Origin of the sequence: Myxococcus sp. CA039A, assembly GCF_013336645.1 — a bacterium.
Classification (GTDB): Bacteria; Myxococcota; Myxococcia; order Myxococcales; family Myxococcaceae; genus Myxococcus; species Myxococcus llanfairpwllgwyngyllgogerychwyrndrobwllllantysiliogogogochensis.
The window spans coordinates 1-26,635 of the sequence record NZ_JABUMQ010000140.1; the positions used below are offsets into that span (position 1 = coordinate 1).

Genomic DNA, 26,635 nt, shown 5'->3' on the forward strand with positions numbered 1-26,635 from the left:
CCCCCAGGTCCCGCACGGTGGCCTCGTCCCCCTGGCGGAAGCGCTCGAAGATGGCCTCACGCAGCTCCAGCCGCACGCCCGGCCCGGTGTCCTCCACCACCAGCCGGCCTCGCCCCGCCTCCGCGCTCAACGCGACGCGGATGCTGCCTCCCGGGGGCGTGAACTTGGCGGCGTTGGACAAGAGGTTGAGCACCACCCGGTCCACCTTCTCCGAGTCCACCTGCGCCGGCAGCATCGCCGGCAGCTCCAGCGCGAAGTCCAGCCGCCGCTCCGCCGCCAGCCCCTCGAAGTTCTCCGCGCCCAGCCGCACCAGCCTCGCCAGGTCCACCTCCTCGTACTGGAGGCGCATCTTCCCCGCGTCCAGCTTGGCCACGTCCAGGAGCGCGTTCACATGCCGCAGCAGCACCCGCGCGTTGCGGCGCACCACCTCCAAGTCCTTGTGGGCGGACTCGGACAGCTCCCCCTGGTTCAGCAGCCGCTCCACCGGCCCCAGGATGAGCGTCAGCGGCGTGCGCAGCTCATGGCTGACATTGGCGAAGAAGCCGGTGCGCTGCGCCTCGGATGCCTTCAGCCTCGCGTACAGCTCCTCCAGCTCCACGGAGCTCTTCTCCAGACGCACCCGGCGCTCCTCGGACAGCCGCGCCGCCTCCGTGAACTCCACCACCCGCCCGCGCAGCGGCACCAGGTACATGCCCGTGGCCACCGACGCCACCGCCGTCACCACCTTGATGCCACCCGCCAGGTAGTAGGCCGAATACCAGACGTTCCACACCTCCATCAGGTGCGTCAGCCCACACGCGCCAATGAAGACGCCAAATGACAGAATCATCCCGCCAAAAGGCAGCCGGCTGCGTCGCACCATCGCGTACAGCGACAGGGAGATGAAGAAGTAGGCGGCGCCGATGAGCGCGTCCGACAAGACATGCATCACCACCAGCTCCTGCTTCCACAGATAGCAGTGGCCGTGAGGCATGTTCCAGGCACCGTAAAGCACGTCCCGCAGACCCGCCCAGGGTCCCTCTTCCGCCAGGGAAGACCGCACCAGGGAAACCGCGCCGCGTACCGCATGTCCGAGCTGGTCGTTCATGGCGTTCCCTTCCACTGTCCGCATGACAGGGGGGCCCCCCATGGCCCTCCCCCCAAGAAAGCATTCCACGCAAAACAGGCACCTCTTGCTACCCCCCCATCTCACACTGGCGCGAGGGGAAAGGGCATTCACCCCGGCTCCACGCGCCGGGTGCTGGACAGTCGCCCTCCCCCCCGAAATGAGGTAGAGGGCTCAACGCCATGCTCGTCTCTCTCGTCATCCCCGTTTACAATGAGATTCCCACGCTCGCGGAGCTGCTGCGCCGCTGCATCGCCGTCGACTTTCCGAAGGAGCTTGTCCTGGTGGACGATTGCTCCCGGGACGGAAGTCGGGAGCTGCTCCAGCAGCTCGCGGAGCAGGGCGTGGGCGTGTTGGGGGGAACCCCCAAGAACCGCAACGAAGTCCGGGTGCTGTTCCAGGAGCAGAACCAGGGCAAGGGCGCCGCGCTGCGGCGCGGCTTCGCGGAGTCGACGGGGGACATCATCCTCGTTCAGGACGCGGACCTGGAATACGACCCCAAGGACATCCCGAAGGTGATTCAGCCCATCCTGGACGGGGATGCGGACGTCGTCTTCGGCAGTCGCTTCACGGGGACGCCCCGGCGGGTGCTGTACTTCTGGCACACCGTGCTCAACAACATGCTGACCACGCTCTCCAACATGACGAGCGGGCTGAACCTCACGGACATGGAGACCTGTTACAAGGCCTTCCGCGCCGAGGTGCTGCGCTCCGTCGAGGTGGAGGAGAACCGCTTCGGCTTCGAGCCCGAAATCACCGCCAAGGTGGCCCGAGGCAACTGGCGCATCTTCGAGGTGCCCATCAGCTACCACGGGCGCACGTACGAAGAGGGCAAGAAGATTGGCTGGAAGGACGGCGTGCGCGCCCTCTACGTCATCGGCAAGTACGCGCTGAAGCGGTAGGGGCGGCGGGACATGGCCGCCGCCCCCACCGGGGCGGTGCTACCCGTGGGCCCGCGTCTCCGGCGCCGGCGGCTCGGGCGGCGGCGCGGCGGGCTCCACGCCCATCAAGAGCGCCTTGGCCGCGTCCACCGCCTCGCACGTGCCCGTCAGCGCGAGCACGTCTCCAGCCCGCAGCACCTCCTGCGCGGTGGGCACGGAGAGGCTCTCCTCACCGCGCTGAATCGCGAGCACCGTCGCGCCGGTGAGGCCGCGCAGGTTCACCTGGGCCAGCGTCTTGCCCGCCACCGGGCTCTTCTCCTCCAGCCGCACGGACGCCGGCGCGCCCAGGCCCGGCAACAGGCCCTGGACGTGGTCCAGCGCGTGCTCGTCCCCGCCCGGCTCCTTCGAGTGGGACTGCGCCGCCAGCGCCGCGACGATGACCTGCGCTCCGGCGCGCACGTGTCCGTGCAGGTTGGTGGCGCCGCGCCAGAACGCCACACCCAGCGCGCCCACCAGCGTCAACACGATGAGGGGACCGGTGGCGCCCTTGAGGAAGGGCTGCGTCACCATGACGACGGGGATGCCCACCAGCAGGACGATTCCCACCTGCAGCGTGACGAGCAGCACCCGCCGGGGCGCCGCGGCCAGGTCCAGCTTGCCGTCCTTGCGCGCCGGCAGCGCGGCTTCCGCCAGCGTGGCGCCCAGCCGCCGGGCGATGCCGATGACGCCCAGGATGAACGGCACCGACAGCAGCACCGCGCCGCCGAGGATGACGTTCTTGGACACGTCCTCGTCCAGGCCCGTGCGCGTCTCGACGAAGCCCGCCATGCGCTCGGCCGACATCGTCGTGCCAATCACCAGCGTCACCAGCAGCACGGCGTCCAGCACCAGCAGGCGAATCAGCCGCCGCACGTCCGCGCCCAGCGTCTCGCGCCGGGGCGCCTGCCGCAGCCGCTCCACCCAGGTGCCGTACAGCGTGACGAAGGTCTGCAGCGGCTTGGGCAGCTTGCGGTCCACCCACGTCGCCACCGGCCCCGACACCTTGATGAGCAAGGGCGTGGTCAGCGTGGTGATGGCCGACACGGCCACCGCCACCGGATAGATGAACGAGCCCGTCGCCTTCAAGGACAGCCCCAGGCCCGCGATGATGAAGGAGAACTCACCAATCTGCGCCAGGCTCATGCCCGCCTGGACGGACGTGCGCGTGCCGTTGCCCGTGAGGAACGCCCCCAGCGTCACGCTGAGCAGCTTGCCCAGGATGACCACCGCGGTGAGCACGAGGATGGCCGCCCAGTGCTCGACGATGAGCTCCGGGTTGATGAGCATGCCCACCGACACGAAGAAGATGGCCGCGAACATGTCGCGCACCGGCTGCACCAGGTGCTCCACCAGCTTCTCCTCGCCCGACTCCGCCACCAGCGAGCCCGCGAGGAACGCGCCGAGTGCCACCGAGTAGCCGAACGACTGCGCCAGCAGCGCCACCGCGAAGCAGATGCCCACGCTCGTCACGAGCGTCGTCTCCGGCCGGTTCAGCTTGATGACCGCGCGCATGGCCCGGGGGATGATGAACAGGCCCACCGCCACCAGCCCCACCAGGAACGCCACCAGCTTGCCCGTGGTGAGCGTCAGGTCCTTCACGTTCAGGCCCGCGCCCGTGGAGACGGCCGTCAGGGTCGCCATCAACAGCACGGCGATGAGGTCCTCGACGATGAGCACCCCCACCACCAGCTCCCGCAGCTTGCCCCGGATGCCCTGCTCGTCGAACGCCTTGGCGATGATGGTGGTGCTGGAGATGGCGATGAGCGCGCCGGTGAAGAGGCTCTCCAGCGTCGTCCACCCGAAGGCCCGCCCCACCACAAAGCCCAGCCACACCATGATGCTGCACTGGATGACGGCGGTGACGCCGGCGGTGAAGCCCACGGAGAACAGCTTGCGCAGGCTGAACTCCAGCCCCAGCGAGAACATCAGCAGGATGACGCCCAGCTCCGACAGCGTCGTGACGACCTCTGGATTGGCCACCAGCGGAATCGGCACGAAGGGCCCCACGACGAGCCCCGCGAGGATGTAGCCCAGCACCACGGGCTGTCGCAGCTTCTGGAAGAGAACAGTCGTCACCGCGGCGACGCACAGGACAATGGCAATGGCCTGGAGGACCTCGTGGGCTCCGTGCATCAGGTCACCTCAAGAATGAAAAACTCGGATGGGACACGACCCGCCGTCGCTCCGACGAAATCGGAGACAAAGGCCGTCGCGCGTGAAGGAAAGGAAAAGACGTCGTAACGCCGGAAATGAGCGCGGGCTCGAACAAGCGCCGGACGAAGCCGGCACGACGCTCGCGGCTCAGCGGCCCCGGGGAGGACCGCGCAACGGCCGGGTGACGATGGAGGGACGGTCCGCGATATCCCCGCTCGAGGTCGGGGCCGCCGCGGACCGACGTTCTCTCAAGGTGACGCGCGCGACGGCGTGACGCCGCTCACGGCCCCAGCGATGGAGCGCCTGGAGGTCCGGCTCGAAGGCGGCGCGGCCTCGCGCGGAGGACGGCGGGGTGAAGGCGAGGCCGGAGCCGACGTGCAGACCCGAGTCCCAGCCCCCCAGGTCGGTGACGTGGAACTGCGCGCCCCACCGACGTGAAGGCCCTTTCGAGGACTTCGAGCCCTGGCGGACGGAGGTCGCGCCGCTGTCCAGGTAGAAGCTCCGCTCGGAGGCCCACACGGTGGGGCACTCGGCGGCCTCGGCGCGAAAGACCGTGGCCAGGACGAGGCTCACCCCCAAGACGAGCAGCACCGTCCGGAGCGTCTCGCTCCCGGAGCCGGGCATTCGCGATGTCGTGCCGGGGGAGCGCATCACTCGTTCAGGTACTACGCCGGACCTGGGCCCGTAAAGCGCGCCCTGCCTCACGCTCGCCAGTCCGCTGGAGCCAGGCTACTGGCGCGGGACAACTGCTCCACCGGTTGTCGCGCTCGCTGACGCGTGAGGCTGACGCCTTGCTCCAGGCCGACGCGTCACAGACCTGTAGGGCCATGTCCTCCCCCCGCGTGGAGCACCGTCGCGTCGGTGAAGGGGCGCGGGGCCCTTCCGTGTGGAGGGGAGAACGTCCACCCGTGCACATCGACGGCAGGCGTCGATTCGTCGTGGGGCGGGGCCTGCCGGTTGCGAGGATCGGCCCTAACTTGAGGGCGTGCTTTCACGATTCTTGCTCTACGGGTGCACGGGTTGGGTGTTGGAGGTCCTCTTCACCGGGGCTGGCGCGGCCTTGAGCAGGGACCGGAGCGCGACGGCGCGGACCTACCTGTGGATGCACCCCATCTATGGAGGCACAGCGCTGGCGCTGGAGGAGGTCTCCGCGCGGCTCAAGCCCCTGCCTCGGCCCCTGCGGGCGCTGGCCTACACCGCCCTCATCTTCGGCGCGGAGTACGCCACGGGGTGGATGCTGCGCAAGCTGCTCGGCCGCTGCCCGTGGGACTACGCGCCGCACCGGTGGAGCGTGCACGGCCTCATCCGCCTGGACTACGCGCCCGCCTGGTACCTCACCGCGCTGATGTTCGAGCCGGTCCGGGACGGGCTGCTCCACGTCACCAGCGAGGCCCTGCGCCACACCCCCGAGTACCGGGAGGCGGAACAGGCGGGGGAATTGCCCGTGTGCCTGCCAGAAGGCCAGGCGGAGCAGGCCGGCGTGGTGGCCGCGCGCTTCGAGCAGGCCCACTCGGAAGCGGCTCCCTGAGCCCCCGAGCCTCGGGTCTCCAAGTCCGGTGGCCGACTGCCCCCCAGGCGGTTATTGGAGCGCCGCCGGCTTTTCTTCCTCCGTGCCGCGTCGCGTAGTACCTTCGCGACCGCTCTTCCCACGCGCCAGCGGGAAATTCCGCCGACTCTTCGAAAGTTTCCGCCCTCGTATGTTCGACTGGCTTCACACCCTTTTTTCGCGCGACCTCGCCATCGACCTCGGGACGGCGAACACGCTCATCTACATCCGCGGTCAGGGCATCGTGTCCAACGAGCCCTCTGTGGTGGCCGTCCAGCATGACGCGCGCGGGGGCAAGAAGGTCCTCGCGGTGGGCAAGGAAGCCAAGGAGATGCTGGGGCGGACGCCGGGCAACATCGTTGCCATCCGGCCGATGAAGGACGGCGTCATCGCCGACTTCGAAATCACGGCGGCGATGCTGCGCTACTTCATCCAGAGCGCGCACAACCGCAAGACGCTGGTCAATCCTCGCATCATCATCGGCATCCCCTCTGGCATCACCGAGGTGGAGCGCCGCGCGGTGCGTGAGGCGGCAGCGAACGCGGGCGCGCGCGAGGTCTACCTGATTGAGCAGCCCATGGCGGCGGCCATCGGCGCGGGCCTTCCGGTGACGGAGCCCAGCGGGAACATGATTGTGGACATCGGCGGCGGCACGTCCGACGTCGCGGTCATCAGCCTCGCCGGCATCGTGTTCGCCAAGAGCGTGCGCATCGGCGGCGACAAGCTGGACGAAGCCATCATTCAGTACGTGAAGCGCAAGTACAACCTGCTCATCGGTGAGCGCACGGCCGAGCTCATCAAGATGGGCATTGGCACCGCGTACCCGACGGACGAGGTCATGACCATGGAGATCAAGGGTCGCGACCTGGTGGCCGGTGTGCCGCGCACGCTGACGGTGTCCAGTGACGAAGTCCGCGACGCGCTCGCAGAGCCCGTCAACGGCATCGTCGAGGCCGTGAAGCTGACGCTGGAGCGCACGCCGCCGGAGCTGGCGGGTGACATCGCCGACAGGGGCATTGTGCTGGCCGGTGGTGGCGCGCTCCTGAAGAACCTGGACACGCTGTTGCGCGAGGAGACGGGCCTGCCCGTGTTCCTCGCGGAGGACCCGCTCTCCGCCGTCGTGATGGGCGCGGGCAAGGCGCTGGAGTCGCTCGATATCCTCCGGCAGGTCTGCCAGCCGGGCTGAGGCCCGGAAGTCACTTCCCGCCTGCGCCCACGGCGCCGAGCCTTTCACGAGGCCGGCGCCGTTCGTGTATCCGGGGACGGGTTTGACAGCCATGTGGCGCCTGGATTGTGGTGCACCGCATGAGCTCATTCTCGGTTCGTCACACGCTGTCGGGAGTCCTCGCCGCCACGCTGCTCTTGTCCACGCCCGCCCTCGCCGACTGGGTCGGGGACCTGCGCGTGAAGAGCGCCCCACTGCCCGGACAGAAGGGCGCGCCCCCGGAGACGAAGGGCAAGATGTACGGCCGTCCGGGGATGATGCGCATGGACCTGGCGCCCGCCGAGGTCCCCGGCGGCATGTCCATCATCTTCGACTGGGACAAGCGCACCGGCACCACCCTCTTCCACTCGAGGAAGGCCGCCACCAGCCGCAGCCTCGATGACATGTCGGTGAAGATTCCCGGCACCTGTGTGGGCAAGGACCAGGACTTCGACGCCTGTTTCAAGGAGCAGGGCTTCAAGAAGGTCGGCACCGAGAAGGTCAACGGCCACCCCACCGTCGTCTACGAGGGCGTTCCTCCCGGCGCCGAGGGCAGCATCCAGCGCCAGAAGGTCTGGCGCCCCACCGACCTCCCCGAGGTCGCCTACGTGCGCAGCCAGACCTTCGACAAGCAGGGCAAGGTCCAGGCGGACATCGACGTCACCAACATCCAGATGGGCGCGCAGCCCGCCTCGCTCTTCGCCGTCCCCGCGGGCTACCAGGAGCTCGACGCCGCCAGCGCCGCGCCCCCCATCATGGGGTCCTTCAAGCCCGAGGACCTCCAGGGCAAGACGCCCGAGCAGATTCAGGAAATGATTCGTCAGCGCATGCAGCAGGGCCCGCCGCCCGCGAAGAAGAAGTAGCGCCGCGTCACCCCGTGCGAGACGCCGCGCCGCCGCTTCCAACGCCCAACGCTCGGGCCTGGGGGCGGCGGTGCTTCGCATACAGGTCATCGCGCCACGCGAGCAGGTCGGGGAACGCGGCGGCCAGTGACTCGTGATGCCAGATTTCGCGCGTCCCCGGCCCGAGCGGCAGCCACGCATCCTCCACCGGCCGCGCGAACTGGAGCATGGCGCACGCGGTGATGTCCGCGTAGGTGAAGCCATCCTCCAAGTAGGGCCGTCCACGAAGCTCGGCGCGCAGATGCTCCAGCGCGGGGATGGCCGTCTGACGAATCGCCGCCTCCGGGTCCGCCATGGCCTTGTGCTTGCGTGCGATGAAGCGCGCGCCCAACCGCGCCGTCGGAGCGGACACGCCCCGGAGGAAACCCGGGATGAACGAGGGCAGGCTCTCCGCCTGCGCGCGCGGGTTGTGGAGCAGGCGGCTCACCACGCTGGCGCGAGCAATGCTCAACACCTGGTCACTCACCGCCTCCCAGCGCTGGATGGCGGCCATCGCGCTTGCGGGGAACAATGCCGAGCCCTGCCCCAGCGCCTCGGCGCGGCGGGCGATGGCGAACGAGCCCGTCGTCGCGACGTCCTGCTCGACGAACAGCGGCACGGAGGGATGCGTGCCTTTCGGAGTGCGCCAGCGCAGGGCCAGCTCACCGATGAGTGGCATGTGCTCGCGATAGCGGTGGTCCACACGGTGATGGTCCAGCGCCCAGCGGGCCTTCTCCGTCCACCCCGAGTAGCTCAACCCGTAAAGAGTGCGCATGCGCCGGGACGCTACCGCCACCACGGGGCCCGTGCATACTGGCCGCATGCCTTCAACTCTCCAGCTTCATCTCCGAGACTTGAGCAGCACCCTGGTGGCGGCCTGGCGCCAGGAGTTCGCGGACCTGCCCGGCATCACCATCTCCCACGGCGACATCTTCTCCGAGCGGGAGGGAGTCGTGTCCTCCGAAGCCCCCATCGACGTGCGCGCGGACGCCATCGTCAGCCCCGCCAACAGCTTCGGCTTCATGGATGGAGGCATCGACGCGGTCTACACGTACCAGCTCGGCCCCCAGGTGCAGGAACAGCTGCGGGAGCTGCTCGCCCGGGAGCACGGCGGCGAGCTGCCCGTGGGCTGCGCCGTGCTCGTGCCCACCGGTCGCGAGGAGATTCCCTGGTGCATCAGCGCGCCCACCATGCGCGTCCCGTCGGACGTCAGCGACACCGTGAACGCATATCTGGCGCTCCGGGCCTCGCTGCGCGCCGTCCTCGCCCATAACGTCACCGCGAAGAATCCCATCCGCACCGTGCTCTGTCCGGGGCTGGGCACCGCCGTCGGTCGCATGCCACCGGCGCGGTGTGCGAAGCAGATGAAGGAAGCCTGGCTGAGCACCGTGCGAGGACCTCCCTCCATTCCCGTGTCGGTGAGACAGGCCGCCGAGGATGACTGGCGGCTGCGGCAGTAGCGCCTCACCGGCCCTCCACCTCCGCGGCCCCGTGGTACAAGCCGGCCCCGATGAGCCCCGCCAAGAAGACCCTGTCCGCGAGGAAGAAGTCTCCGGCCCAGAAGCCGTCGGTGCCCGAGAAGGCTGTTCCCAGCAAGCCCATGGCCCGGAATGCAACGCCCGATAAGCCCGCTCCCGCGAAGGCCCCGGCCCGGAAGGCAACGTCCAAACCACGGGCTCCCACGCCGAGCCAGGTGGCGACCCCAAAGCCGGCATCCACTCCAGGCGCCTCCGCCACCGCGACGCCGACCGGCGAGCTGCCCATCGTCTTCTTCGCGAACATGGATGCCTTCGACACGTGGCTCCAGAAGCACGCCGCCACCTCGCGCGGCGCGTGGCTCAAGCTCACCAAGAAGGGCCACAGCCCCGCCTCGCTCACCTATCAGGAGGCGCTGGAGGTCGCGCTGACGTGGGGTTGGATTGACGGCCAGAAGGGCCGCTTCGACGACACGGCCTACATCCTGAGGTTCACCCCGCGCGGCCCGCGCAGCATCTGGTCGACCATCAACCGCGACAAGGCGCTCGCCCTCATCGCCGCGGGCCGGATGAAGCCCTCGGGGCTGGCCGAAATCGAGAACGCGAAACAGAACGGACGCTGGGAGGCCGCCTACGAATCCCAGAGCAAAATCACCGTGCCCGCCGACCTCGCCGCGGCCCTGGCCGCCAATCCCCGCGCGGAGGCGTTCTTCGCCACCCTCAACTCCGCCAACCGCTACGCGGTGCTCTTCCGCATCCACCACGTGAAGAAGGCCGAGACGCGCGCGCGCAAAATCGCCGAGTACGTCGAGATGCTCGGCAAGCACGAGAAGATTCACAACTGACGCAGGACGCTCCACCCCCGACATGGCCGAATCCTCCAGCAATCCACCGGTGCTCTCCGTCCGCGAGCTCTGCAAGTCCTACGCGAGCACCGTCGCCGTGGATGGCATCTCCTTCGAGGTCGGCCGCAACGAAATCGTCGGACTGCTCGGCCCCAACGGCGCCGGCAAGACGACGACCATCAACATGGTGCTCGGCGTCCTCGAGCCCACCTCCGGCGCCATCCACATCCAGGGCGTGGACCTGTCCCGACGCCGCTCGCAGGCACTCGAGTACACCAACTTCGCCGCTGTCTACGCGCCGCTCCCCGGCAACCTCACCGTCGTCCAGAACCTGCGCTACTTCGGCATGATTTACGGCGTGAAGCGCGTCTCCGAGCGAATCGAGGCCCTCCTCCAGGAGTTCGACCTCGCGCGCTTCCGCGACACGAAGTGCGGCGTGTTGTCCTCGGGAGAGCAGACGCGCGTCGCGCTCGCCAAGGCCATGCTCAACCGGCCCCAGCTGTTGCTGCTCGACGAGCCCACCGCCTCGCTGGACCCGTCGACGGCGCGTGACATCCGCGCCCGCATCCGCGACTTCACCGCGAAGGGCACCGGCGGCGTGCTGTGGACCTCCCACAACATGTACGAGGTGGAAGAGGTGTGTGACCGCGTCCTCTTCATGTCGCGCGGCAAGGTGCTCCTCCAGGGAGACCCGCGCAAGCTGCCCCAGGAGCACGGCAAGGCGACACTGGAGGAGCTGTTCATCACAGTGGCCCGCGAGCCCCTCGCCCTGGAGCACGCCTAGCCATGCGCCTGTCCCGCGCCGCCGCCATCGTCCTGCGCCAGTTCTACCTGCTGCGCGGAAGCCCCTCGCGCGTCTTCCCCCTCTTCGTCTGGGTGGCCATCGACATCGTCCTGTGGGGCTTCATCACCCGCTACCTGGGCACCATCACCCGCGAGCCGGGCATGGACCTCCTGCCGGCGCTGCTCGGCGCGGTGCTCCTCTGGGACTTCCTCACCCGGGTGATGCAGGGCGTGACAATGGCGTTCTTCGAGGACGTCTGGTCGCGCAACTTCCTCAACGTCTTCGCCACCCCCATGACCATCGCCGAGTACGTCACCGGGCTGGTGCTCTCCAGCATCGCGACCAGCTCGGTGGGACTCGTCGTCATGATTGTCGTCGCGGGCGCGGTGTTCGGCCTGTCGATGCTCGTCTATGGCGCCATGCTGGTGCCGTTCCTGCTGGTGCTGTTCCTGTTCGGAATCGCGCTCGGCATCGTCGGCACGGCGGTGGTGCTGCGACTGGGCCCTTCCGCGGAGTGGTTCATCTGGCCCATCCCCGCGCTCTTGTCGCCGTTCGTCGGCGTCTTCTACCCGCTGTCCACCCTGCCCTCGTGGATGCAGGCCATCTCCCGGCTCCTGCCCCCGTCGTACGTGTTCGAGGGCATGCGCACCATCGTCGCGGGGGGCTCGGTGTCGTGGACGACGGTGCTGATGGGGGGCGGCCTCGCCGTGCTCTACATCCTGCTGGCCGCCCTGTTCTTCACCCGCGTGTTCCGCCACGCCGTGCGCACGGGCCTCATCGCCCGCTACAGCGCGGAGAGCGTGAGCTGAGCGCTCAGTCCATCAACTGCTGCGACAGATAGACGTGGTGCAGCGCCCACCGACGCGCGTTGAGCATCGGGTCGGAGTCGTTGGAGTGCCCGCCGTCGGTGTTCTCGAAGTACAGATACGGCAGCCCCATGGCCTCCAGCTTCGCGGCGAACTTGCGCGCATGGCCCGGGTGCACGCGGTCGTCCTTCGTGTTGGTGGTGATGTACGGCTTGGGGTAGCGCACACCCGGCTTGAGGTTCTGGTAGGCGGAGTACTTCGAGATGAACGCCGCGTCCTCGGGGACGAACGGGTCGCCGTACTCGCCCACCCACGACGCGCCCGCCGGCAGCTTGGGGTAGCGCATCATGTCGATGAGCGGGCTCTCGATGACGGCCGCGTTGAGCAGCTCCGGATGCTGCGTCATCACCACGCTGGTGAGGACCCCTCCGTTGGAGCGCCCGTAGATGCCGATGTGACTCGGTGAGGTGAGCTTGCGGCGGACCAGGTCCTCCAGCACGGCGGCGAAGTCGTCGAACGCCCGCTGACGATTCTCGCGCAGCGCGGCCTGATGCCAGCGCGGGCCGAACTCGCCACCGCCCCGGATGTTGGCGACGACGTACGCCCCGCCGCGCTCCAGCCACAACTTGCCCATCTCCGGCAGGTACATGGGCGGCTTGGAGACCTGGAAGCCGCCGTAGCCGTACACCACCGTCGGCGTGACGCCGCCCGCCTTGGGCTTCAGGGGCCGCACCAGGAAGTACGGCACCCTCGTCCCGTCCTTCGACTTCACCCAGAACTGCTCCACCCGGTGCTTCGTCGCATCGAAGCGCGCCGGCAGCGACTTCACCTGCTTCACCGAGCCCGACGCCGCGTCACCGAGCCACAGCGACGTCGGCTCCAGGAAGCCCTCCGCGCCGGCGAACAGCTTCTCGTGCGAGGACGACGTGGCGACGATTTCCACCGCCGCGTTCTTCGGCATCGCCAGCCGCTTGCGAGTCCAGCGCCCCTTGTTCGACGAGTAGACATCCAGCGCGCCCTTCACGTCCTCGTACAGATTGACGAGCAGCCGGGTGCGCGTGGCCGACACGCGCTCGATGGCCTGACGCGGACCGGGCTGGAAGATGAGCGTGGGCTTCGCCTTCGCGGCGTCCTGCTTCAGCGCGTCCAGTGACCAGGCCAGCAGCGCACCCTGCTTGAAGCGGCCCCAGTCCTCTTCAATCGTGAAGACGACCTGTCCCTGGACGAACGCCTGGAAGGACACCTTGCGCGGAAAGGGCAACCGCACCGGCGCCGCGTCTCCGAGCAGGAACAACTCCGACTCGTAGAACGTTACCGCGCGATTGATGAGCACCCCTTGGAGCTGCCCATCCGCGTCGTGCAGCACAATGGGCGAGGCGGACACATCCTTGCGCTCGCCCCGGAAGACCTCGGTCGCCTGCTCCACCGGAGTGCCGCGCTTCCAGCGCTTGAGCACGTAGGGGTAACCGGACTCGGTGAGGGTGTCACCGCCCCAGTCCTGGCCCACGAGCAGCGTGTCCACGTCCAGCCACGACACGGACTGCTTGCCCTCCTTCAGCCGGAAGCCGCCCTCGACGAACTGCTTCGCGCCCGCGTCGAACTCGCGCGACTCCACCGCGTCCTTGCCGCCGTTGGAGAGGAAGACGACGCATCGCAGGTCCGCGGGGGGCAGACAGTCGTTGCCCTTCCAGACCCAGGGCGCGCCCTCCTTCTTCGCCAGCGCATCCACGTCCAGCACCGTCTCCCAGGGGATGGTGGCGCTCGCGTAGCCGTCCGTCGTGGTGTGCCGCCACTGGCCGCGCGGGTTCGACGCGTCCTGCCAGAAGGTGTCCACGCCACCGGCGCGGAAGGACGGCGTGGGGATGCGGTCCGTAGCGGTGAAGATGCGCAGCGCCTCGGCCTGGAACGGCTCGAAGCGCGGGTCCTTCTCCAGCACCGCCTCCGTTCTGGCGTTCTGCGCGCGCACCCACTCCAGCGCCCGCTGCCCCTGCACCTCCTCCAGCCACAGGAAGGGGTCCTCCTCCGCCATCGCCGAGGAAGCGGTCAACAGCCCGGTCAGCAGCGGCACGACAAACAACCTGCCCATGTCCTCATCTCCTGATGGCGGCGCGGCGCGGCCTCCAACACGGCGCGCCAGCTCCCATTCCGATGGGTCAGCTTCGCCCAACCCCGGCGCCCTGGCCACCCGCACCCCGTGCTCCCACCCACGACACGCCGAGTCCTGCCCTCGCGGGCTCAGGGAATGAGCAGCACCTTGCCCGTCGTCTCACGGGTCCGCAGCGCGCGGTGCGCCTGGGCGATGTCCGCGAGCGGATATCGCTGGCCGATGAGCACCTCGACCTGACCCGAGCCCACCAGCGTGAACAGCTCGTCGTAGCTCCGCGCGAGCAAGCCCGGCACACCGAACAGCGGCCAGCCCGAGAAGCCCGTGACGAACTGATTGCGGCTGTAGAGCCCCAGCACCTGCGCCGAGTCCAACTCGCCGAGCTGGTGCGTCGCCGCGCCGCCGTAGATGACGAGCGTGCCCTGGATGGCCAGCACCTCCAACCCGAGCCGCCGCACCTCCCCGCCCACCTGGTCGTAGATGACGTCCGGGCCTCGCCCCTCCGTCTCCATGCGGACCCGCGCCGGCCAGTCCGGCTCCGCGTAGCTCACCACCACGTCCGCGCCGAGCCTCCGCGCCACCGCGAGCTTCTCCGACGTGCTCGCCGTGGCGATGACGCTCCGGGCCCCTTTGAGCCTGGCGAGTTGCACGAGCCAGGAGCCGACGCCCCCAGCCGCCGCGTGGACCAACACCGCCCTCCCCGCCGGAGGCACGTGCGCCAACATCCACAGCGCGGTGAGCCCCTGGAGCATCATCGCCGCGCCCTGCTCGAAGCTGATGGCATCGGGCAGGGGCACCAGCAGCGACGTCTCCACGACGAGGGCCTCGGCGGCGGCGCCTCCCAACCTTCCCGCGACGAAGAGCGGAACCACTACCCGCGCGCCCACGCCCACCCCTGTCACGCCCGGCCCGAGGGCTTCCACGACTCCCGCTGCCTCCATGCAGGGGATGAAGGGAAACTCGAGCCGGACAGGAGCATCTCCCTGCCGGATGACGGTGTCCCCGAAGTTGAGACCGATGGCCTTCACTCGCACCCGGACCTGTCCCTCGCCGGGCGTGGGAGTCGGGACTTCTTCGTACGTCAGCACCTCGGGCCCACCGTTGCGGGCCAGCCTCACGACCTTCATGCGTGCACCTCCGGAAGGCAGTGAGCCATGGCCTCGCCAATGGCCTCTACCCACTTCGTCGTGGGATACCCACCTGGAGGTCAGCATGGAGCGACGACGATGAAGAACCTTCCCGAGGTTCCGGCCGAGCGGGCGCTGCGAGTGATTGGCGGGCGCTGGAAGCTGCATGTGCTGTGGCATCTGCTGGAGCACCGGCGCCGCCTGTCCGAGCTGCAGCGCCTCATCCCCGGCATCACCCAGAAGGTCCTGATTCAGCAACTCCGTGAGCTGGAGGCACACGGCGTGGTGAGCCGCGAGGTCTTCGCCGAAGTTCCGCCCCGCGTGGAGTACGAAGCGACACCCCTGGGCCTCACCCTGCGGCCCCTGCTCGAGTCCCTGTGCTCCTGGGGACGTCAGCACGCCCAGGCACGGGGAGCGCGCTGATCACCCCACCGTCCAGAACTTCCCACGCGGTCAGCCGTTCAGAGCCAACATGACCCTCCCTGTCCCGCGCCTCCTCGGGGTGCTCCGCGCCCTGGGCCTCGCCGCGTCAGTCCTGCTGGTGCCTGGCCTGGTGCTCGCCGCCCGCCCCAATGCTCCGTCTCCCGAGGGTCGCGACCGCCCCCTCACCTTCGTCTCCACCGACAAGCCCTTCTACCGACCGGGAGAGTCCGTCCTGGTGCGCGGGCTCGTGCTCCAGGCCCTCACCCACAAGCCCATGACGGGCGGAGTGAACGCCGTCATCGAGGTTCGCGGCCCCCGGGGAGACCTCATCGCCCAGGGCCGGGTGTCCTCCCCTGAGACGGCCTGGGGCTACTCGTGGTCCATCCCCGCCGGACAGGCCGGTGGTGAGTACACCCTGCGCGTCAGCGACCCCTGGACGTCCGGAGCCCCGGTGGAGCGCAAGTTCGAGGTGCGTGCCTACCGCGCGCCCCGCCTGAAGACGCAGGTCCAGTTCCTCCGCGACGGCTACGGCCCCGGGGACACCGTCACCGCGACGCTCGATGTCACACGCGCCGAGGGCGGCGTGCCCGAGACGGCGAAGGTGTCCGCCACCGCGCTCGTCGACAGCGTCAGCGTGGCCCAAGAGACCTGCGCGGTGGACCCCCAGGGCCGCTGCACCGTCCGCTTCAACCTGCCGAAGGCCATGGAGCGCGGTGAAGGGACGCTGGCCTTCACCATCCAGGATGGCGGCGTGGTGGAGACGGCGGCGAAGACGATTCCCATCCTCCTCCAGACGCTGGACCTGGCGATGTACCCGGAGGGCGGTGAGCTGGTGGCGGGGCTGACGTCGCGCGTGTACTTCGAGGCGCGGACTCCCGCGAGCAAGCCCGCGGACCTGACGGGCGTGGTGCTGGATACGAAGACGGGCAGGATTGTCGCCACCGTGCGCTCGGAGCATGAGGGCCGGGGCCGCTTCGAGCTCACCCCTCGCGCCGACACGAGCTACGCGCTGCGCATCGACTCACCGGCCGGTATCAAGAAGACCTTCCCGCTGCCCACCGTGAAGGCGACAGGCGCGGTCATCCGCGCGCGCGAGGATGTGATTGCGCCGGGCGGACTGGTGCGGCTCGTCGTGAGCAACACGGGCGTGGGCCGGACGTCGGTGACGCTGAGCCAGCGCGAGGTGCGCGTCGCCTCGGCGGTGCTCGACGCCGAGGACGAGAACCCCGTGACGCTGGACCCGGGCAAGGCGGATGGCGTGCTCATCGCCACGGTGTGGGACGCGGACGGACGGCCCCTGGCGGAGCGACTGGTGTTCCGCCAGCCCGCGAAGGAAATCACCGTGGAGCTGAAGGCGGACCGCACCCGCTACGAGCCGGGCGCGCCCGTGGAGCTGACGGCGCGCACCCTGCGCGGCGGCGAGCCCGTCTCCGCGCTGGTGATGCTCACCGTCACCGACGACGCGGTGCTGCAGCTCCAGGAGAAGCGCGAGCAGGCACCGTCGCTGCCGGTGATGGTGCTGCTGGAGCACGAGGTGAAGGAGCTCGCCGACGCGCAGCTCTACTTCGACAAGACGAACCCGAAGGCGCGCCTCGCGGTGGACCTGCTGCTGGGCACCCAGGGTTGGAGGCGCTTCGCGTTCATCCACCCGCGCACCTTCATGTCCAGCCACGGAGACGCGGCCCTGCGGACGCTCGCGATGCATGCGTCGCTGCGGTTGCCGGGACTGCGAGACAAGGCGGACCGGAATCAACGCCTGCCCAAGATATCCAGGCGGTTCATGCGGGCCGAAGTGGCCCCGGAAGACGTGGAGATGGCGGAGGGCGCGGGCGATGGCCTGGCGTTCAGGGATGAAGACAGGGCCTTGAAGGGCGCGGTGGTTGCTCCCGTGGCCGCCGTGGCTCCCCCACCTCCTGCCCCTCCCGCGGCTGAGCCCGTTCTGGCCAGGGCGCCAGAGATGCAGGCTCCGGCGGACCTCAAGGTGGCGATGGAGGTCCTCGAGGCCCCCATCCAGGATGAGCAGCCCCGGAAGAAGAGGGCGCACGCCGGCCGTGGGATGGCTGCTCCGGTGTGGCAGGAGCCGGGGGTGCCCTCGTCGTTCATCTACCTGCGTGAGTACGCGCACATGACGCGACCGGGCCGCAAGTCCGGGGACCGGGTGGACTTCGCGGAGACGCTCTACTGGAACGCGGGCGTGCGCACCGACGCGCGCACCGGCGAGGTCCGCGTGCGCTTCGCGACCAACGACTCCGTGACGACGTTCAAGGCCACGGCCGGCGCGGTGGGTGACGGGGGCGAGCTGGGCTCGGCCGTCGCGGAGCTGGAGTCCTCGCAGCCCTTCTACGTGGAGCCGAAGCTGCCGCTGGAGGTGACGTCGGGTGACGTCGTCCGTCTGCCGGTGGCGCTGGTGAACGGGACGGACGCCGCGCTGACGGGTGTCTCGCTGAAGGCGGAGCTGAAGGGCGACGTGAAGCTCAGCGGCAACCGGACCATGGACCTGGCGGCGAACGGGCGCGGGCGACAGCTGCTCTCCCTGGAGATTGGCCAGCAGTCGCAGCCGGTGGACCTGAAGCTCATCGCGAGCACGGGCAACTACACCGACACCGTCACCCGCACGCTGTCCATCAAGCCCCGAGGCTTCCCGGGCAGCGTGTCCTTCGGCGGGCTGATGTCCTCGAAGAAGCCGGCCATGCACACCATCACCCTCCCCGACAGCGTGCTGCCCGGCAGCGTCCGCGCGACCATCGCCCTGTACCCGGGCCCCGTGTCCAACCTGACCGAGTCGCTCGCGCGCCTCATCCGTGAGCCGAGCGGCTGCTTCGAGCAGACCAGCTCCACCACGTACCCCATGACGATGGCGCAGCAGTACTTCCAGACGCACACGGGGGTGAACCCGGAGCTGGTCGCCTCCGCTCGCGAGAAGCTGACGTCGGGCTACCAGCGACTGGTGGGCTTCGAGACGAAGGAGCAGGGCTACGAGTGGTTCGGCGAGGCCCCGGGCCACGAGGCCCTCACCGCCTTCGGCCTGCTCCACTTCACGGACTTGCAGCAGGTGCACAACGTGGACACGCAGATGCTGCTGCGCACGCGCGAATGGATGCTGAAGCAGCGCGACGGTCAGGGCGGCTTCAACCGCAAGCGCCGCGCGCTGCACGTCTGGGTGGAGGACCCCGACACCTCCAACGCCTACATCACCTGGGCGCTGCTGGAGAGCGCGCCCCAGAAGGCCGCCACGGCGAAGGAGCTGACGCGCGAGGTGGCCGCGGTGAAGCAGGCCGCGACGAAGAGCACCAACAGCTACGTCGTCGCCCTGGCGGCCAACGTGCTGTCGCTCGCGGGTGACAGCGCGTCGGCCCGGTCGCTGATGGGCAGGCTCGCGAAGCTCCAGCAGCAGAACGGCGTGGTGGGCGGCGGCACGCAGTCCATCGTCGGCAGCTCGGGGGACACGCTCGAAATCGAGACGACGGCGCTGTCCGTGCTCGCCTGGCTGCGCGAGCCGGAGTACCTGGCGAACGTGCAGCGCGCGATGAAGTACATGGCGGAGTCCAGCGACGGTGGCCGCTATGGCGCGACGCAGAGCACGGTGCTCGCGCTGCGCGCCATCATCGCCTACGACAAGGCCCACGCGGCCAACGTCTCCCCGGGACGGGTGCGCGTCTTCGTGGAGGGCCGTCCGGTGGGTGAGCCGGTCAGTTTCACGGGTGCTTCGCAGGAGGCGCTCAAGCTGCCGGACGTGAGCAAGCTGCTCGGCCCCGGTGGGCGCCAGTTGGAGCTGCGCATGGAGGATGGTTCGGAGCTGCCCTACACGGTGGAGGTCACCTTCAACGCGCTGGTGCCGGACAGCTCCAAGCAGGCGCAGGTGTCGCTGGAGGTGGCCCTGGCGAAGCACGAGCTCATCGAGGGCGAGCCCACCGAGGCCCGCCTCATGGTCCTCAACCGCACCGGTCAGCACCTGCCGACGGCCGTCGCCATCTTCGGCGTGCCCGGTGGCCTGGAGGTGCGGCATGACCAGCTCAAGGAGCTGGTGAAGCGCAAGGTGGTGGATGCGTACGAGGTGCTGGGACGCGACGTCGTCCTGTACTGGCGGGGCATGGAGGCGAAGAAGCGCATCGACGTGCCGCTGTCCCTGGTGGCGTCGGTGCCCGGCACGTACACCGGTCCCGCGAGCCGCGCGTACCTGTACTACACCGACGAGCACAAGGTCTGGACCGAGGGCGTGAAGGTCACCATCGCCCCGAAGTCCTGAGTCACTGAAGCCCGCGTGGAGCTTCCAGGGGGCCTGCCTCGACACACGGCCTCCTGGAAGCTTCTGCTGTTGCAGCAGAAACCCCGGAACAGAAACACCATGAGTGCGACTCCTGGTCGCCTCCGAGGTATCGTCGCGCGGAGTACGAGGAGCCACGGCCCCACGCGATGAGCCGGCGTGGAGCTTCCCACGGCGCCTGCGCACAGAGCCGACATGACCTTGTTCCGCTCGCTGAGTCTGGGAGTGCTCGCGGTACTCGCCGTCCTGGTGGGTCTCGCCACGACCTTCCCACGGGTGCCGGTGCTCCCCCGGAAGGAGTTCGTGGGGGGGCCCGGGGCCCGGCCAGAGGCGCTCACGGCCCAGGACCGGCCGTACACCTACGTGAGCCTCGACAAGCCGATGTACCGCCCGGGCGAGCAGGTCTTGATTCGCGGCCTCGTGCTCGAGGCCCTCAGCCGCAGGCCCCATGTCGCCTCCCGGCGCGGGCAAATCGAAATCACGGGGCCCCAGGGAACCATCGTCGGACGGGGCGAGGTGGAGACCTCGGACTCCGTCTGGGGCTACGCCTGGCCCATCCCTCGCGACCTGCCCGGCGGGGGATACACGCTCGTCGTCAACGACCCCTTTACGGGCACCGCCCAGGTGATGCGCAAGTTCGACGTGCACGACTACCGTGCCCCCCGACTCAAGTCCCAGATTGCGTTCCTCCGCGACGGCTACGGCCCCGGCGACACCGTCACCGCCACCCTGGAGGTCCAACGCGCGGAGGGCGGCATCCCCGAGGGCGCCAAGGTCACCGCCACCGCGCTCGTCGACGGCAAGAGCGTCGCGGAGAAGCCCTGCGAGGTGGATGCCCAGGGCCACTGCACCGTGAGCTTCGAACTGCCCGAGGCCATCGAGCGCGGCGACGGCACGCTCTCCTTCACCCTCCAGGATGGTGGCGTGGTGGAGACGGCGGCCAAGACGATTCCCATCCTGCTCCAGACGCTCGACGTCGCCCTGTGTCCAGAGGGCGGAGACCTGGTCGCGGGGCTGACCTCGCGTGTCTACTTCGAGGCGAGGACGCCCATGCGCAAGCCCGCGGACCTGACGGGCGCGGTGGTGGACCTCGCGACGGGAAGGGAGGTCTCCGTCGTCCGCTCCGAGCATGAGGGCCGCGGACGCTTCGAACTCACACCCACCGCGGGCGTTCGCTATGCGCTGCGCGTCGACTCACCCGCCGGAATCAAGAAGACCTTCCCGCTGCCCGAGGTGAAGGCCACGGGCGCGGTCCTCCGAGCGAAGGACGAGGTCATCGCCGCTGGCCAGAAGGTGCGGCTCGCGGTGGACTCGGCGGGCGTGGGCCGCACGAAGGTGACCCTGAACCAGCGCGACGTGCGCGTCGCGGAGGCGACGCTGAGCGAAGACGGCGACGTGACACTGGAAGCCGGTGTTGCGGACGGCGTGCTCATCGCCACGGTGTGGACCGAGGATGGGCGCCCGCTCGCGGAGCGACTGGTGTTCCGCCAGCCCGCGAACGCACTCTCCATCGAGTTGAAGGCGGACCGCGCGCACCATGCGCCGGGCGACGAGGTGGAGCTCACCGCGCGCACGCTGCGCGACGGCAAGCCCGTCTCCGCGCTGGTGATGCTCACCGTCACCGACGACGCCGTCCTCCAGCTCCAGGAGAAGCGCGAGCACGCGCCCCTGCTTCCGGTGATGGTCCTGCTGGAGCCCGAGGTGAAGGAGCTCGCCGACGCGCACCTCTACCTCGACGCCTCGAACCCCAAGTCCCCGCTCGCCACGGACCTGCTGCTCGGCACCCAGGGGTGGCGCCGCTTCGCGCTCGTTGATCCGCTCACCTTCATGGCGGACCACGACGAGGCCGCAAGGCGCGTGCTCGCGGCCCACACCTCGCGACGATGGCCTCCCTCTCCTCCGGAAGCGGAGCTGCGACGCGGCAGGGGCACGCCCCCCGGCGCCAAGAAATGGAACAGGGGGTACTTCGACCCGAACGCCCAGAGGGACCTGCTCGCCTCGGCGTACCTGTTGATGGAGGGGAATGAGCGGCCGTTCGACCCGGCGCGCGGTAACCCCCTGGAGCTTCGCGACATGCTGGCGAAACTCGAAGGCATGAAGGTCGTCGGCTTTTCACGGGTACGGGACACCCTCGTGTATCAACGCGAGTACGCCCACCTCGCATCACCCGACCGACAGAAAGGCGAGCGGAGGGACTTCGCGGAGACGCTCTACTGGAATGCGGGCGTGCGCACCGACGCAGCCACTGGAGAGGCGCGGGTGCGCTTCGCGATGAGCGACTCGGTGACGACGTTCAAGGCCTTCGCCGGGGCGGTGGACGTGGACGGCGCGCTCGGTGCATCCGTGGCCGAGCTGGAGTCCGTGCAGCCCTTCTACACGGAGCCGAAGCTGCCGCTCGAGGTCACCTCGGGTGACGTGGTGCGCCTGCCGGTGGCGCTGGTGAACGGGACAGACGCCACGCTGACGAACATCGCGGTGAAGGCGGAGGTGAGCGGTGACGTGAAGCTCACCGGGGACGTGCCTCGGGACCTCGCGGCGCGAGCGCGTGAGCGGCGGCTGCTCACGCTGGAGATTGGCCAGCAGTCCCAGCCCGTGGAGGTGAAGCTCACCACGAGCGCCGGCGGCCACACGGATATCGTCACCCGCACGCTGGCCATCCAGGCCCAGGGCTTCCCAGGACGCGAGTCCTTCGGCGGCGCGCTGTCGCGGACGCAGCCCGCGGTCCACACCCTCACCCTGCCAGACACGGTGGACCCCGCCAGCATCCGCGCGTCCGTCGTCGTGTACCCGGGCCCCCTGGCCAACATGACCGAGTCGTTCGCCCGTCTCATCCGCGAGCCGACCGGCTGCTTCGAGCAGACCAGCGCCACCACGTTCCCCATGACGATGGCGCTCCAATACTTTCAGCGGCACCCGGGAGCGCGGGCGGAGCTGGTGAAATCGGCGAAGGAGAAGCTGGAGAAGGGCTATCAGCGGCTGCTGGGCTACGAGACGCCGGAGCAAGGCTTCGAGTGGTTCGGCAAGAGCCCCGCCCACGGAGGGCTGACAGCCTTCGCCCTGCTGAGCTTCACGGAGATGCGTCAGGTCATCGAAGTGGACGGGGCCATGCTGGCGCGCACGCGGAACTGGCTGCTGAAACAACGCGACGGGCGAGGCGGCTTCACACCTCCAGGAGACCAGGCGGACACCTCCAACGCCTACATCACCTGGGCCTTGCTGGAGAGCGCACCCCGGCCCGCCGACATGGCGCGGAACCTGGAGCGCGAGGTCGCCTTCGTGAAGAAGAGCGCGGCGAAGAGCTCCAACAGCTATGTGACGGCGCTGGCCGCCAATGTGCTGTCGCTCACCGGCGACCACGCGGGCGCGAAGGTGTTGATGGCCCAGCTCGCCAGACGTCAGGGGAAGACGGGCGAGGTCGAAGGGGGTTCGCAATCCGTCGTCGGCAGCACGGGGCAATCGCTGCTCATCGAGACGACGGCGCTGGCGATGCTGGCGTGGCTGCGAGAGCCCGCCTACCTCACGAATGCGCGGCAGGCGTTGAAGTTCCTCGCGCGCTCGAACGACGGCGGGCGCTTCGGGTCGACACAGGGCACGGTGCTCGCGCTGCGCGCCATCCTCGCCTACGACGTCCACGCCATGAAGCCGGCACCGGGCAAGGTGGGACTCTTCGTGGAGGACGTCCTGGTGGGCGAGCCCGTGAGCTTCGAGGCCTCCGCGCAGGAGACCCTCAAGCTGCCCGACATGAGCGGCCTGCTCGGCCCTGGAGGACGCCGGGTGGAGCTGCGCATGGAGGGGATTTCGGAGCTGCCCTACTCGGTGGAGGTGACCTACAGCGCGCGGATGCCGCGCGACTCGGAGAAGAGCCTGGTCGCGTTGGAGGTGTCCCTGTCGAAGCAGCAGCTCACCGAGGGCGAGCCCATCGAGGCACGGCTCATGGTCCTCAACCGCACGAACCAGGCGCTGCCATCGACGATGGCCATCTTCGGCGTACCGGGCGGGCTGGAGGTGCGGCATGACCAGCTCAAGGAGCTGGTGACGCGGGGACTGGTGGACGCCTACGAGGTGCGCGGTCGCGACGTCGTCTTCTACTGGCGCGGCTTCAAGCCCCGCATGCGCCTGGAAGTACCCCTGTCGCTGGTGGCCACCGTGCCCGGCACGTACACCGGCCCGCCGAGCCGCGCGTACCTGTACTACGCGGACGAGCACAAGGTCTGGGCCGAGGGCCTGAAGGTCTCCATCACTCCGAAGACCTGAGACCTCCGCGCGGCGGCCAGGGGAACCGTCAGGGCCCCTGGAAACCCTTCGCGCGGAAGGTGAGCACCAGCGTGTCACGGTGCCCCTGACCGTCCACGGGTTGAATCGGAGTGCTCTCGTGGATGACGCGCTCGTCGTCGAGCAGCAGCGCCGACCATGGCTCCGTCAGGGTGAAGCGGATGCCATTGGGGCCGGCGGCCTCGAACACGCGCGTCTCGCCGCCCTTGATGCCCTGGCGACCGACGAGCAGGACGACGACGAAGTCCACGCCGTCGCGATGCGCGCCCTCGGGCGTCGGGCGGCCGATGCCATCCGTCGTGTCGATGCGAAACTGGTGCGACTCCACGTACCAGGGTTGAGCGCCCTTCAGCGCGGAGCCGAGGGCCGCGAGCCGACTCAGCAGTTGGGGCCACTCGGGCCGCGAGACGACGGCGGGAGGCATCGGCTCGAACCAGCGCTCCAGGCCGCCGTGCAGCGCGTTGTACTCGACGGGCTGCCAGTGCGCGCGGTGGGGCACGGGGGTGACGGTGTCGCCGTCGACGATGAAACACGAGTGTCGACGCGAGCGATACCGGCCACCGTCGCGCAGGTAGCCGTCCGCCGGGAGGTCACCCCAGGTGGGCCGCCAGAGGTCCATCGTGGCGGCGGGGATGGCCACCAGCTCGGACAGGCCCGCGCGGTCCAGGACGGCGTAGCCCCTGTCTCGCAGGGTGGTGAGTGCATCAGAAGGAACGGAGATGGGCGGAGAGAAGCTCATGGGCGCGAGGACGACGTTGCTGGCGAGTCATCGTCCTTCCGGCCACCGTCGTCAACACTCGCGTCTCATGTGGGCTCGTCGGTCCTCCAAGCGAAATGCTCGGCGTGCTGGCGGGCGAGCGCGTCAGAAGCGCGTGAGGTCAGCGCACGGGCAGTTCGCGGAAGCTCAGTCCGTCCAGTTCGAGCTGTTCCACGGCGTCCTTGAAGCGCTGGGTGACGACGAGGACCATCGCGAAGTTCCTCAGTCGCATGAGGTCCAAATCCAGCGGGAGTGACGCCGCGTCGAGGACGGGCTCCTTGGGGAGACTGAAGCCATGTCGACCACACTTCGGACACGGAGGCTGCGTCGAGCGCGGGATGCAGTCAGGGTGCAGCAGACCGCGCGGTTCGACCGCCAGTTCCAGCAGCTCCTCGACATCCTTTGGCCGAAAGCGCAGCTCGGTGCTGACACCCTTCAGTCCCCTCAGTCCGGCGGCATGTAGACGCGCCAGCGCGTCCGGGCGGACGAGCACGACGTCCCCATACTGCTGCAGGAAGGCAGCGAAGGGTCCCCGCGCCGTTCCCACCAGGGGGCCGAACAAGGCGCCCGGCATCAATGGACTGTCTGGTGGCAACAAGGGCCGGAGCTGCTCGCGCAGCAGCTCGAACTCCTCGAAGTCCTTCTCCAGGTAAGCCTTCGCGAGCTTCTTCGCCGCGGGATGGTTCGTCAGGTCCAGGGCGGGATAGTTGAAGCCCGTGCTGGCCCAGGTCGCATGACAGTGAGGGCAGGTGACTCCCGGCAGCCCCCACTTGTGCCGGGCTTTGTACGTGCCCTTCTGTCGCTCGCCGGCACCACGCTCCAGATGGAAGAAGCGCGTCATGGGCTCAGTAGTCGAGGGAAGGGCCCACGAGCAGGTGGTACGGCAGAATGGGTCCCACCAGGTCGAAGCGGATGATCATCTCCCGAGCGTATCGGTACATGTCCTCTTGGGTCGCCCCCGTGTGGTTATCACGGAACTTCCGCCATTCTCCATTCCAAGGTCCACCGCTGAATCCCTTGTGGATGCGGTGATGGGTGTCGATGTCGATGAGCATCGTCTCCTTGTGGATGTTGATGCCCTGCCGCTCGAGCCAGTCTTTGAACTCCTGGGGAAAGATGTGGTGCTTCTCGCGCGGCTTCGTCGCCAGCGCCTTCGCCATCTCCAGCAATCGCCTCTGACTGGGCAGCAGCTCCCGCCCGTACCAGCGAATGACGAAGACGGGCTGCACGTGCCCGGGAAGCCCCTGGACGTTGCCCCAGTTGCGCTGCGGTGAGCGCACCGCGCTCGGCGGCAGGACGAACGACGCACCCCGCGCCGGCACCACGCGGCCCCAGGACTCCACGTCCTCGCACCGATAGAGGCCACACGCCTCCTCCGCGCACAGGAACGTGACGCACGCGCCCTCCTCCAGCCGCGTGTACTCGTCCGGATACTCGTGCTCACTCGCGGGCGTCGGCGTCGTCGCGCACGACGACAGCCAGACACCCAACCAGCACCACAGCCACCGCTTCATGACGCCCCCCCGGGCAGACCTTCCACCCGAGGGGTCATATCAACAGCTACTTCTTCCCGTACTCCAGCTTCGTGCCCTTCCGCTGCGCGTAGATATACGCCTCCATCGCGCGCAACCTCGGGTCCCCATCCGCCAGCGGCTTGCCGCGCACCGGATTCTCGATGCACCAGTTGATCATGTCCCGCAGCAGCGCCACGCGGCCCAGCTGCACCTGGTACTTCGGATAGGTCTCCGGATGCGTGTTCGACGCATCCGGGTGGCACATGTCACAGGACACCGCAATCGTCCCGCCCACCGCGTCCGCGTCGTGGAACACGCGGTGCCCCTCGTCCACGAACTGCTGCGTGGACGCCGCCCACACCGCCTCGTCCCGCTGCGTGAACGCACCGTAGGAATGTCCATCCTGGATGTTCACCCCCGCCTGCTTGCGGACCTCCTTGCCACCACTCTCCGC

21 protein-coding genes are annotated in these 26,635 nt (G+C 68.9%); 11 read left to right on the forward strand and 10 right to left on the reverse strand.

Annotation, left to right across the window (positions count from 1 at the left end):
- On the reverse strand, positions 1 to 1,087 hold a 1,087-nt coding region (locus HR086_RS23220; protein ID WP_174466684.1), incomplete at its 3' end, for a sensor histidine kinase KdpD.
- Between the two features lie 200 nt (positions 1,088 to 1,287).
- Between HR086_RS23220 and HR086_RS23225 the strand changes: the two genes are divergently transcribed.
- Positions 1,288 to 2,007, forward strand: coding sequence for a glycosyltransferase family 2 protein (locus HR086_RS23225; RefSeq protein ID WP_141641343.1), 720 nt, complete (start codon positions 1,288 to 1,290; stop codon positions 2,005 to 2,007).
- A gap of 39 nt (positions 2,008 to 2,046) precedes the next feature.
- Here the strand turns inward: HR086_RS23225 and HR086_RS23230 are convergent, their stop codons facing one another.
- Together HR086_RS23230 and HR086_RS23235 are read right to left on the reverse strand one after the other, a co-directional pair.
- Positions 2,047 to 4,158: a cation:proton antiporter gene (locus HR086_RS23230; RefSeq protein WP_141641344.1), complete on the reverse strand. Its 2,112-nt coding sequence runs from the start codon at positions 4,156 to 4,158 to the stop codon at positions 2,047 to 2,049.
- A gap of 168 nt (positions 4,159 to 4,326) precedes the next feature.
- Complete coding sequence (locus HR086_RS23235; RefSeq protein ID WP_174466685.1) at positions 4,327 to 4,803, reverse strand: hypothetical protein; 477 nt, start codon at positions 4,801 to 4,803, stop codon at positions 4,327 to 4,329.
- Between the two features lie 361 nt (positions 4,804 to 5,164).
- Here HR086_RS23235 and HR086_RS23240 point away from each other — a divergent pair, with 361 nt between their 5' ends.
- The 3 genes from HR086_RS23240 (at position 5,165) to HR086_RS23250 (ending at position 7,792) form a co-directional block, all read left to right on the forward strand.
- Positions 5,165 to 5,707: a hypothetical protein gene (locus HR086_RS23240; protein ID WP_141641346.1), complete on the forward strand. Its 543-nt coding sequence runs from the start codon at positions 5,165 to 5,167 to the stop codon at positions 5,705 to 5,707.
- 169 nt (positions 5,708 to 5,876) lie between these two features.
- Positions 5,877 to 6,911 (forward strand): rod shape-determining protein, encoded by a 1,035-nt coding sequence (locus HR086_RS23245; RefSeq protein WP_141641347.1) that lies wholly within the window; start codon positions 5,877 to 5,879, stop codon positions 6,909 to 6,911.
- Positions 6,912 to 7,030: 119 nt separating this feature from the next.
- Positions 7,031 to 7,792 carry a hypothetical protein gene (locus HR086_RS23250; protein ID WP_141641348.1) on the forward strand — a complete coding sequence of 254 codons (762 nt, stop codon included), beginning with the start codon at positions 7,031 to 7,033 and terminating at the stop codon, positions 7,790 to 7,792.
- A 7-nt stretch (positions 7,793 to 7,799) separates the two neighbouring features.
- Here HR086_RS23250 and HR086_RS23255 read toward each other — a convergent pair whose 3' ends face one another.
- Positions 7,800 to 8,585 carry a glutathione S-transferase family protein gene (locus HR086_RS23255; protein ID WP_174466686.1) on the reverse strand — a complete coding sequence of 262 codons (786 nt, stop codon included), beginning with the start codon at positions 8,583 to 8,585 and terminating at the stop codon, positions 7,800 to 7,802.
- 46 nt (positions 8,586 to 8,631) lie between these two features.
- On the opposite strand from HR086_RS23255, the gene HR086_RS23260 reads away from it, so the two are divergent.
- Genes HR086_RS23260 through HR086_RS23275 form a run of 4 tightly spaced genes read left to right on the forward strand, consistent with a single transcriptional unit; the run spans position 8,632 to position 11,723 of the window.
- Entirely contained in the window at positions 8,632 to 9,270 is a 639-nt protein-coding gene (locus HR086_RS23260; protein WP_174466687.1) for a macro domain-containing protein, read from the forward strand.
- A 50-nt stretch (positions 9,271 to 9,320) separates the two neighbouring features.
- On the forward strand, positions 9,321 to 10,130 hold the full coding sequence (locus HR086_RS23265) for a YdeI family protein (RefSeq protein ID WP_254626440.1): 810 nt from the start codon (positions 9,321 to 9,323) through the stop codon (positions 10,128 to 10,130).
- A gap of 22 nt (positions 10,131 to 10,152) precedes the next feature.
- Entirely contained in the window at positions 10,153 to 10,914 is a 762-nt protein-coding gene (locus tag HR086_RS23270) for an ABC transporter ATP-binding protein (RefSeq protein ID WP_174466688.1), read from the forward strand.
- A 2-nt stretch (positions 10,915 to 10,916) separates the two neighbouring features.
- Positions 10,917 to 11,723: an ABC transporter permease gene (locus HR086_RS23275; protein ID WP_174466689.1), complete on the forward strand. Its 807-nt coding sequence runs from the start codon at positions 10,917 to 10,919 to the stop codon at positions 11,721 to 11,723.
- A gap of 4 nt (positions 11,724 to 11,727) precedes the next feature.
- Here the strand turns inward: HR086_RS23275 and HR086_RS23280 are convergent, their stop codons facing one another.
- Both HR086_RS23280 and HR086_RS23285 read right to left on the reverse strand, forming a co-directional pair.
- On the reverse strand, positions 11,728 to 13,806 hold the full coding sequence (locus HR086_RS23280; protein WP_174466690.1) for a prolyl oligopeptidase family protein: 2,079 nt from the start codon (positions 13,804 to 13,806) through the stop codon (positions 11,728 to 11,730).
- A gap of 149 nt (positions 13,807 to 13,955) precedes the next feature.
- Positions 13,956 to 14,951 carry a zinc-binding dehydrogenase gene (locus HR086_RS23285; protein WP_174466691.1) on the reverse strand — a complete coding sequence of 332 codons (996 nt, stop codon included), beginning with the start codon at positions 14,949 to 14,951 and terminating at the stop codon, positions 13,956 to 13,958.
- A 99-nt stretch (positions 14,952 to 15,050) separates the two neighbouring features.
- On the opposite strand from HR086_RS23285, the gene HR086_RS23290 reads away from it, so the two are divergent.
- From HR086_RS23290 to HR086_RS23300, 3 genes are all read left to right on the forward strand, one after another.
- Entirely contained in the window at positions 15,051 to 15,374 is a 324-nt protein-coding gene (locus HR086_RS23290; RefSeq protein WP_141641356.1) for a helix-turn-helix domain-containing protein, read from the forward strand.
- A 49-nt stretch (positions 15,375 to 15,423) separates the two neighbouring features.
- Complete coding sequence (locus tag HR086_RS23295) at positions 15,424 to 19,620, forward strand: MG2 domain-containing protein (RefSeq protein WP_174466692.1); 4,197 nt, start codon at positions 15,424 to 15,426, stop codon at positions 19,618 to 19,620.
- Positions 19,621 to 19,833: 213 nt separating this feature from the next.
- Positions 19,834 to 23,892 (forward strand): MG2 domain-containing protein, encoded by a 4,059-nt coding sequence (locus HR086_RS23300; protein WP_174466693.1) that lies wholly within the window; start codon positions 19,834 to 19,836, stop codon positions 23,890 to 23,892.
- A 28-nt stretch (positions 23,893 to 23,920) separates the two neighbouring features.
- Here the strand turns inward: HR086_RS23300 and HR086_RS23305 are convergent, their stop codons facing one another.
- The 4 genes from HR086_RS23305 to HR086_RS48630 all read right to left on the reverse strand — a co-directional run.
- The gene (locus HR086_RS23305) at positions 23,921 to 24,649 is read right to left on the reverse strand and encodes a 2OG-Fe dioxygenase family protein (protein ID WP_174454040.1); all 729 of its coding nucleotides are present in this window, start codon (positions 24,647 to 24,649) and stop codon (positions 23,921 to 23,923) included.
- A 139-nt stretch (positions 24,650 to 24,788) separates the two neighbouring features.
- A complete protein-coding gene (locus HR086_RS23310) occupies positions 24,789 to 25,508 on the reverse strand; it encodes a double-CXXCG motif protein (RefSeq protein ID WP_174466694.1) in 720 nt (239 codons plus the stop codon).
- Between the two features lie 4 nt (positions 25,509 to 25,512).
- Positions 25,513 to 26,181, reverse strand: a complete 669-nt coding sequence (locus tag HR086_RS23315; RefSeq protein WP_174454038.1) for a TIGR02269 family lipoprotein — start codon at positions 26,179 to 26,181, stop codon at positions 25,513 to 25,515.
- Positions 26,182 to 26,227: 46 nt separating this feature from the next.
- Positions 26,228 to 26,635 (reverse strand): c-type cytochrome (locus tag HR086_RS48630; protein WP_373564348.1); only part of this gene is annotated, 408 nt, incomplete at its 5' end.

Coding starts and splice junctions, on each gene's coding strand:
- HR086_RS23225 (WP_141641343.1), top strand. CDS start 1,288: ATGCTCGTCTCTCTCGTCATCCCCGTTTACAATGAGATTCCCACGCTC.
- HR086_RS23300 (WP_174466693.1), top strand. CDS start 19,834: ATGACCTTGTTCCGCTCGCTGAGTCTGGGAGTGCTCGCGGTACTCGCC.
- HR086_RS23310 (WP_174466694.1), bottom strand. CDS start 25,508: ATGACGCGCTTCTTCCATCTGGAGCGTGGTGCCGGCGAGCGACAGAAG.
- HR086_RS23275 (WP_174466689.1), top strand. CDS start 10,917: ATGCGCCTGTCCCGCGCCGCCGCCATCGTCCTGCGCCAGTTCTACCTG.
- HR086_RS23280 (WP_174466690.1), bottom strand. CDS start 13,806: ATGGGCAGGTTGTTTGTCGTGCCGCTGCTGACCGGGCTGTTGACCGCT.
- HR086_RS23285 (WP_174466691.1), bottom strand. CDS start 14,951: ATGAAGGTCGTGAGGCTGGCCCGCAACGGTGGGCCCGAGGTGCTGACG.
- HR086_RS23250 (WP_141641348.1), top strand. CDS start 7,031: ATGAGCTCATTCTCGGTTCGTCACACGCTGTCGGGAGTCCTCGCCGCC.
- HR086_RS23255 (WP_174466686.1), bottom strand. CDS start 8,585: ATGCGCACTCTTTACGGGTTGAGCTACTCGGGGTGGACGGAGAAGGCC.
- HR086_RS23230 (WP_141641344.1), bottom strand. CDS start 4,158: ATGCACGGAGCCCACGAGGTCCTCCAGGCCATTGCCATTGTCCTGTGC.
- HR086_RS23295 (WP_174466692.1), top strand. CDS start 15,424: ATGACCCTCCCTGTCCCGCGCCTCCTCGGGGTGCTCCGCGCCCTGGGC.
- HR086_RS23260 (WP_174466687.1), top strand. CDS start 8,632: ATGCCTTCAACTCTCCAGCTTCATCTCCGAGACTTGAGCAGCACCCTG.
- HR086_RS23290 (WP_141641356.1), top strand. CDS start 15,051: ATGAAGAACCTTCCCGAGGTTCCGGCCGAGCGGGCGCTGCGAGTGATT.
- HR086_RS23235 (WP_174466685.1), bottom strand. CDS start 4,803: ATGCCCGGCTCCGGGAGCGAGACGCTCCGGACGGTGCTGCTCGTCTTG.
- HR086_RS23270 (WP_174466688.1), top strand. CDS start 10,153: ATGGCCGAATCCTCCAGCAATCCACCGGTGCTCTCCGTCCGCGAGCTC.
- HR086_RS23305 (WP_174454040.1), bottom strand. CDS start 24,649: ATGAGCTTCTCTCCGCCCATCTCCGTTCCTTCTGATGCACTCACCACC.
- HR086_RS23265 (WP_254626440.1), top strand. CDS start 9,321: ATGAGCCCCGCCAAGAAGACCCTGTCCGCGAGGAAGAAGTCTCCGGCC.
- HR086_RS23245 (WP_141641347.1), top strand. CDS start 5,877: ATGTTCGACTGGCTTCACACCCTTTTTTCGCGCGACCTCGCCATCGAC.
- HR086_RS23315 (WP_174454038.1), bottom strand. CDS start 26,181: ATGAAGCGGTGGCTGTGGTGCTGGTTGGGTGTCTGGCTGTCGTCGTGC.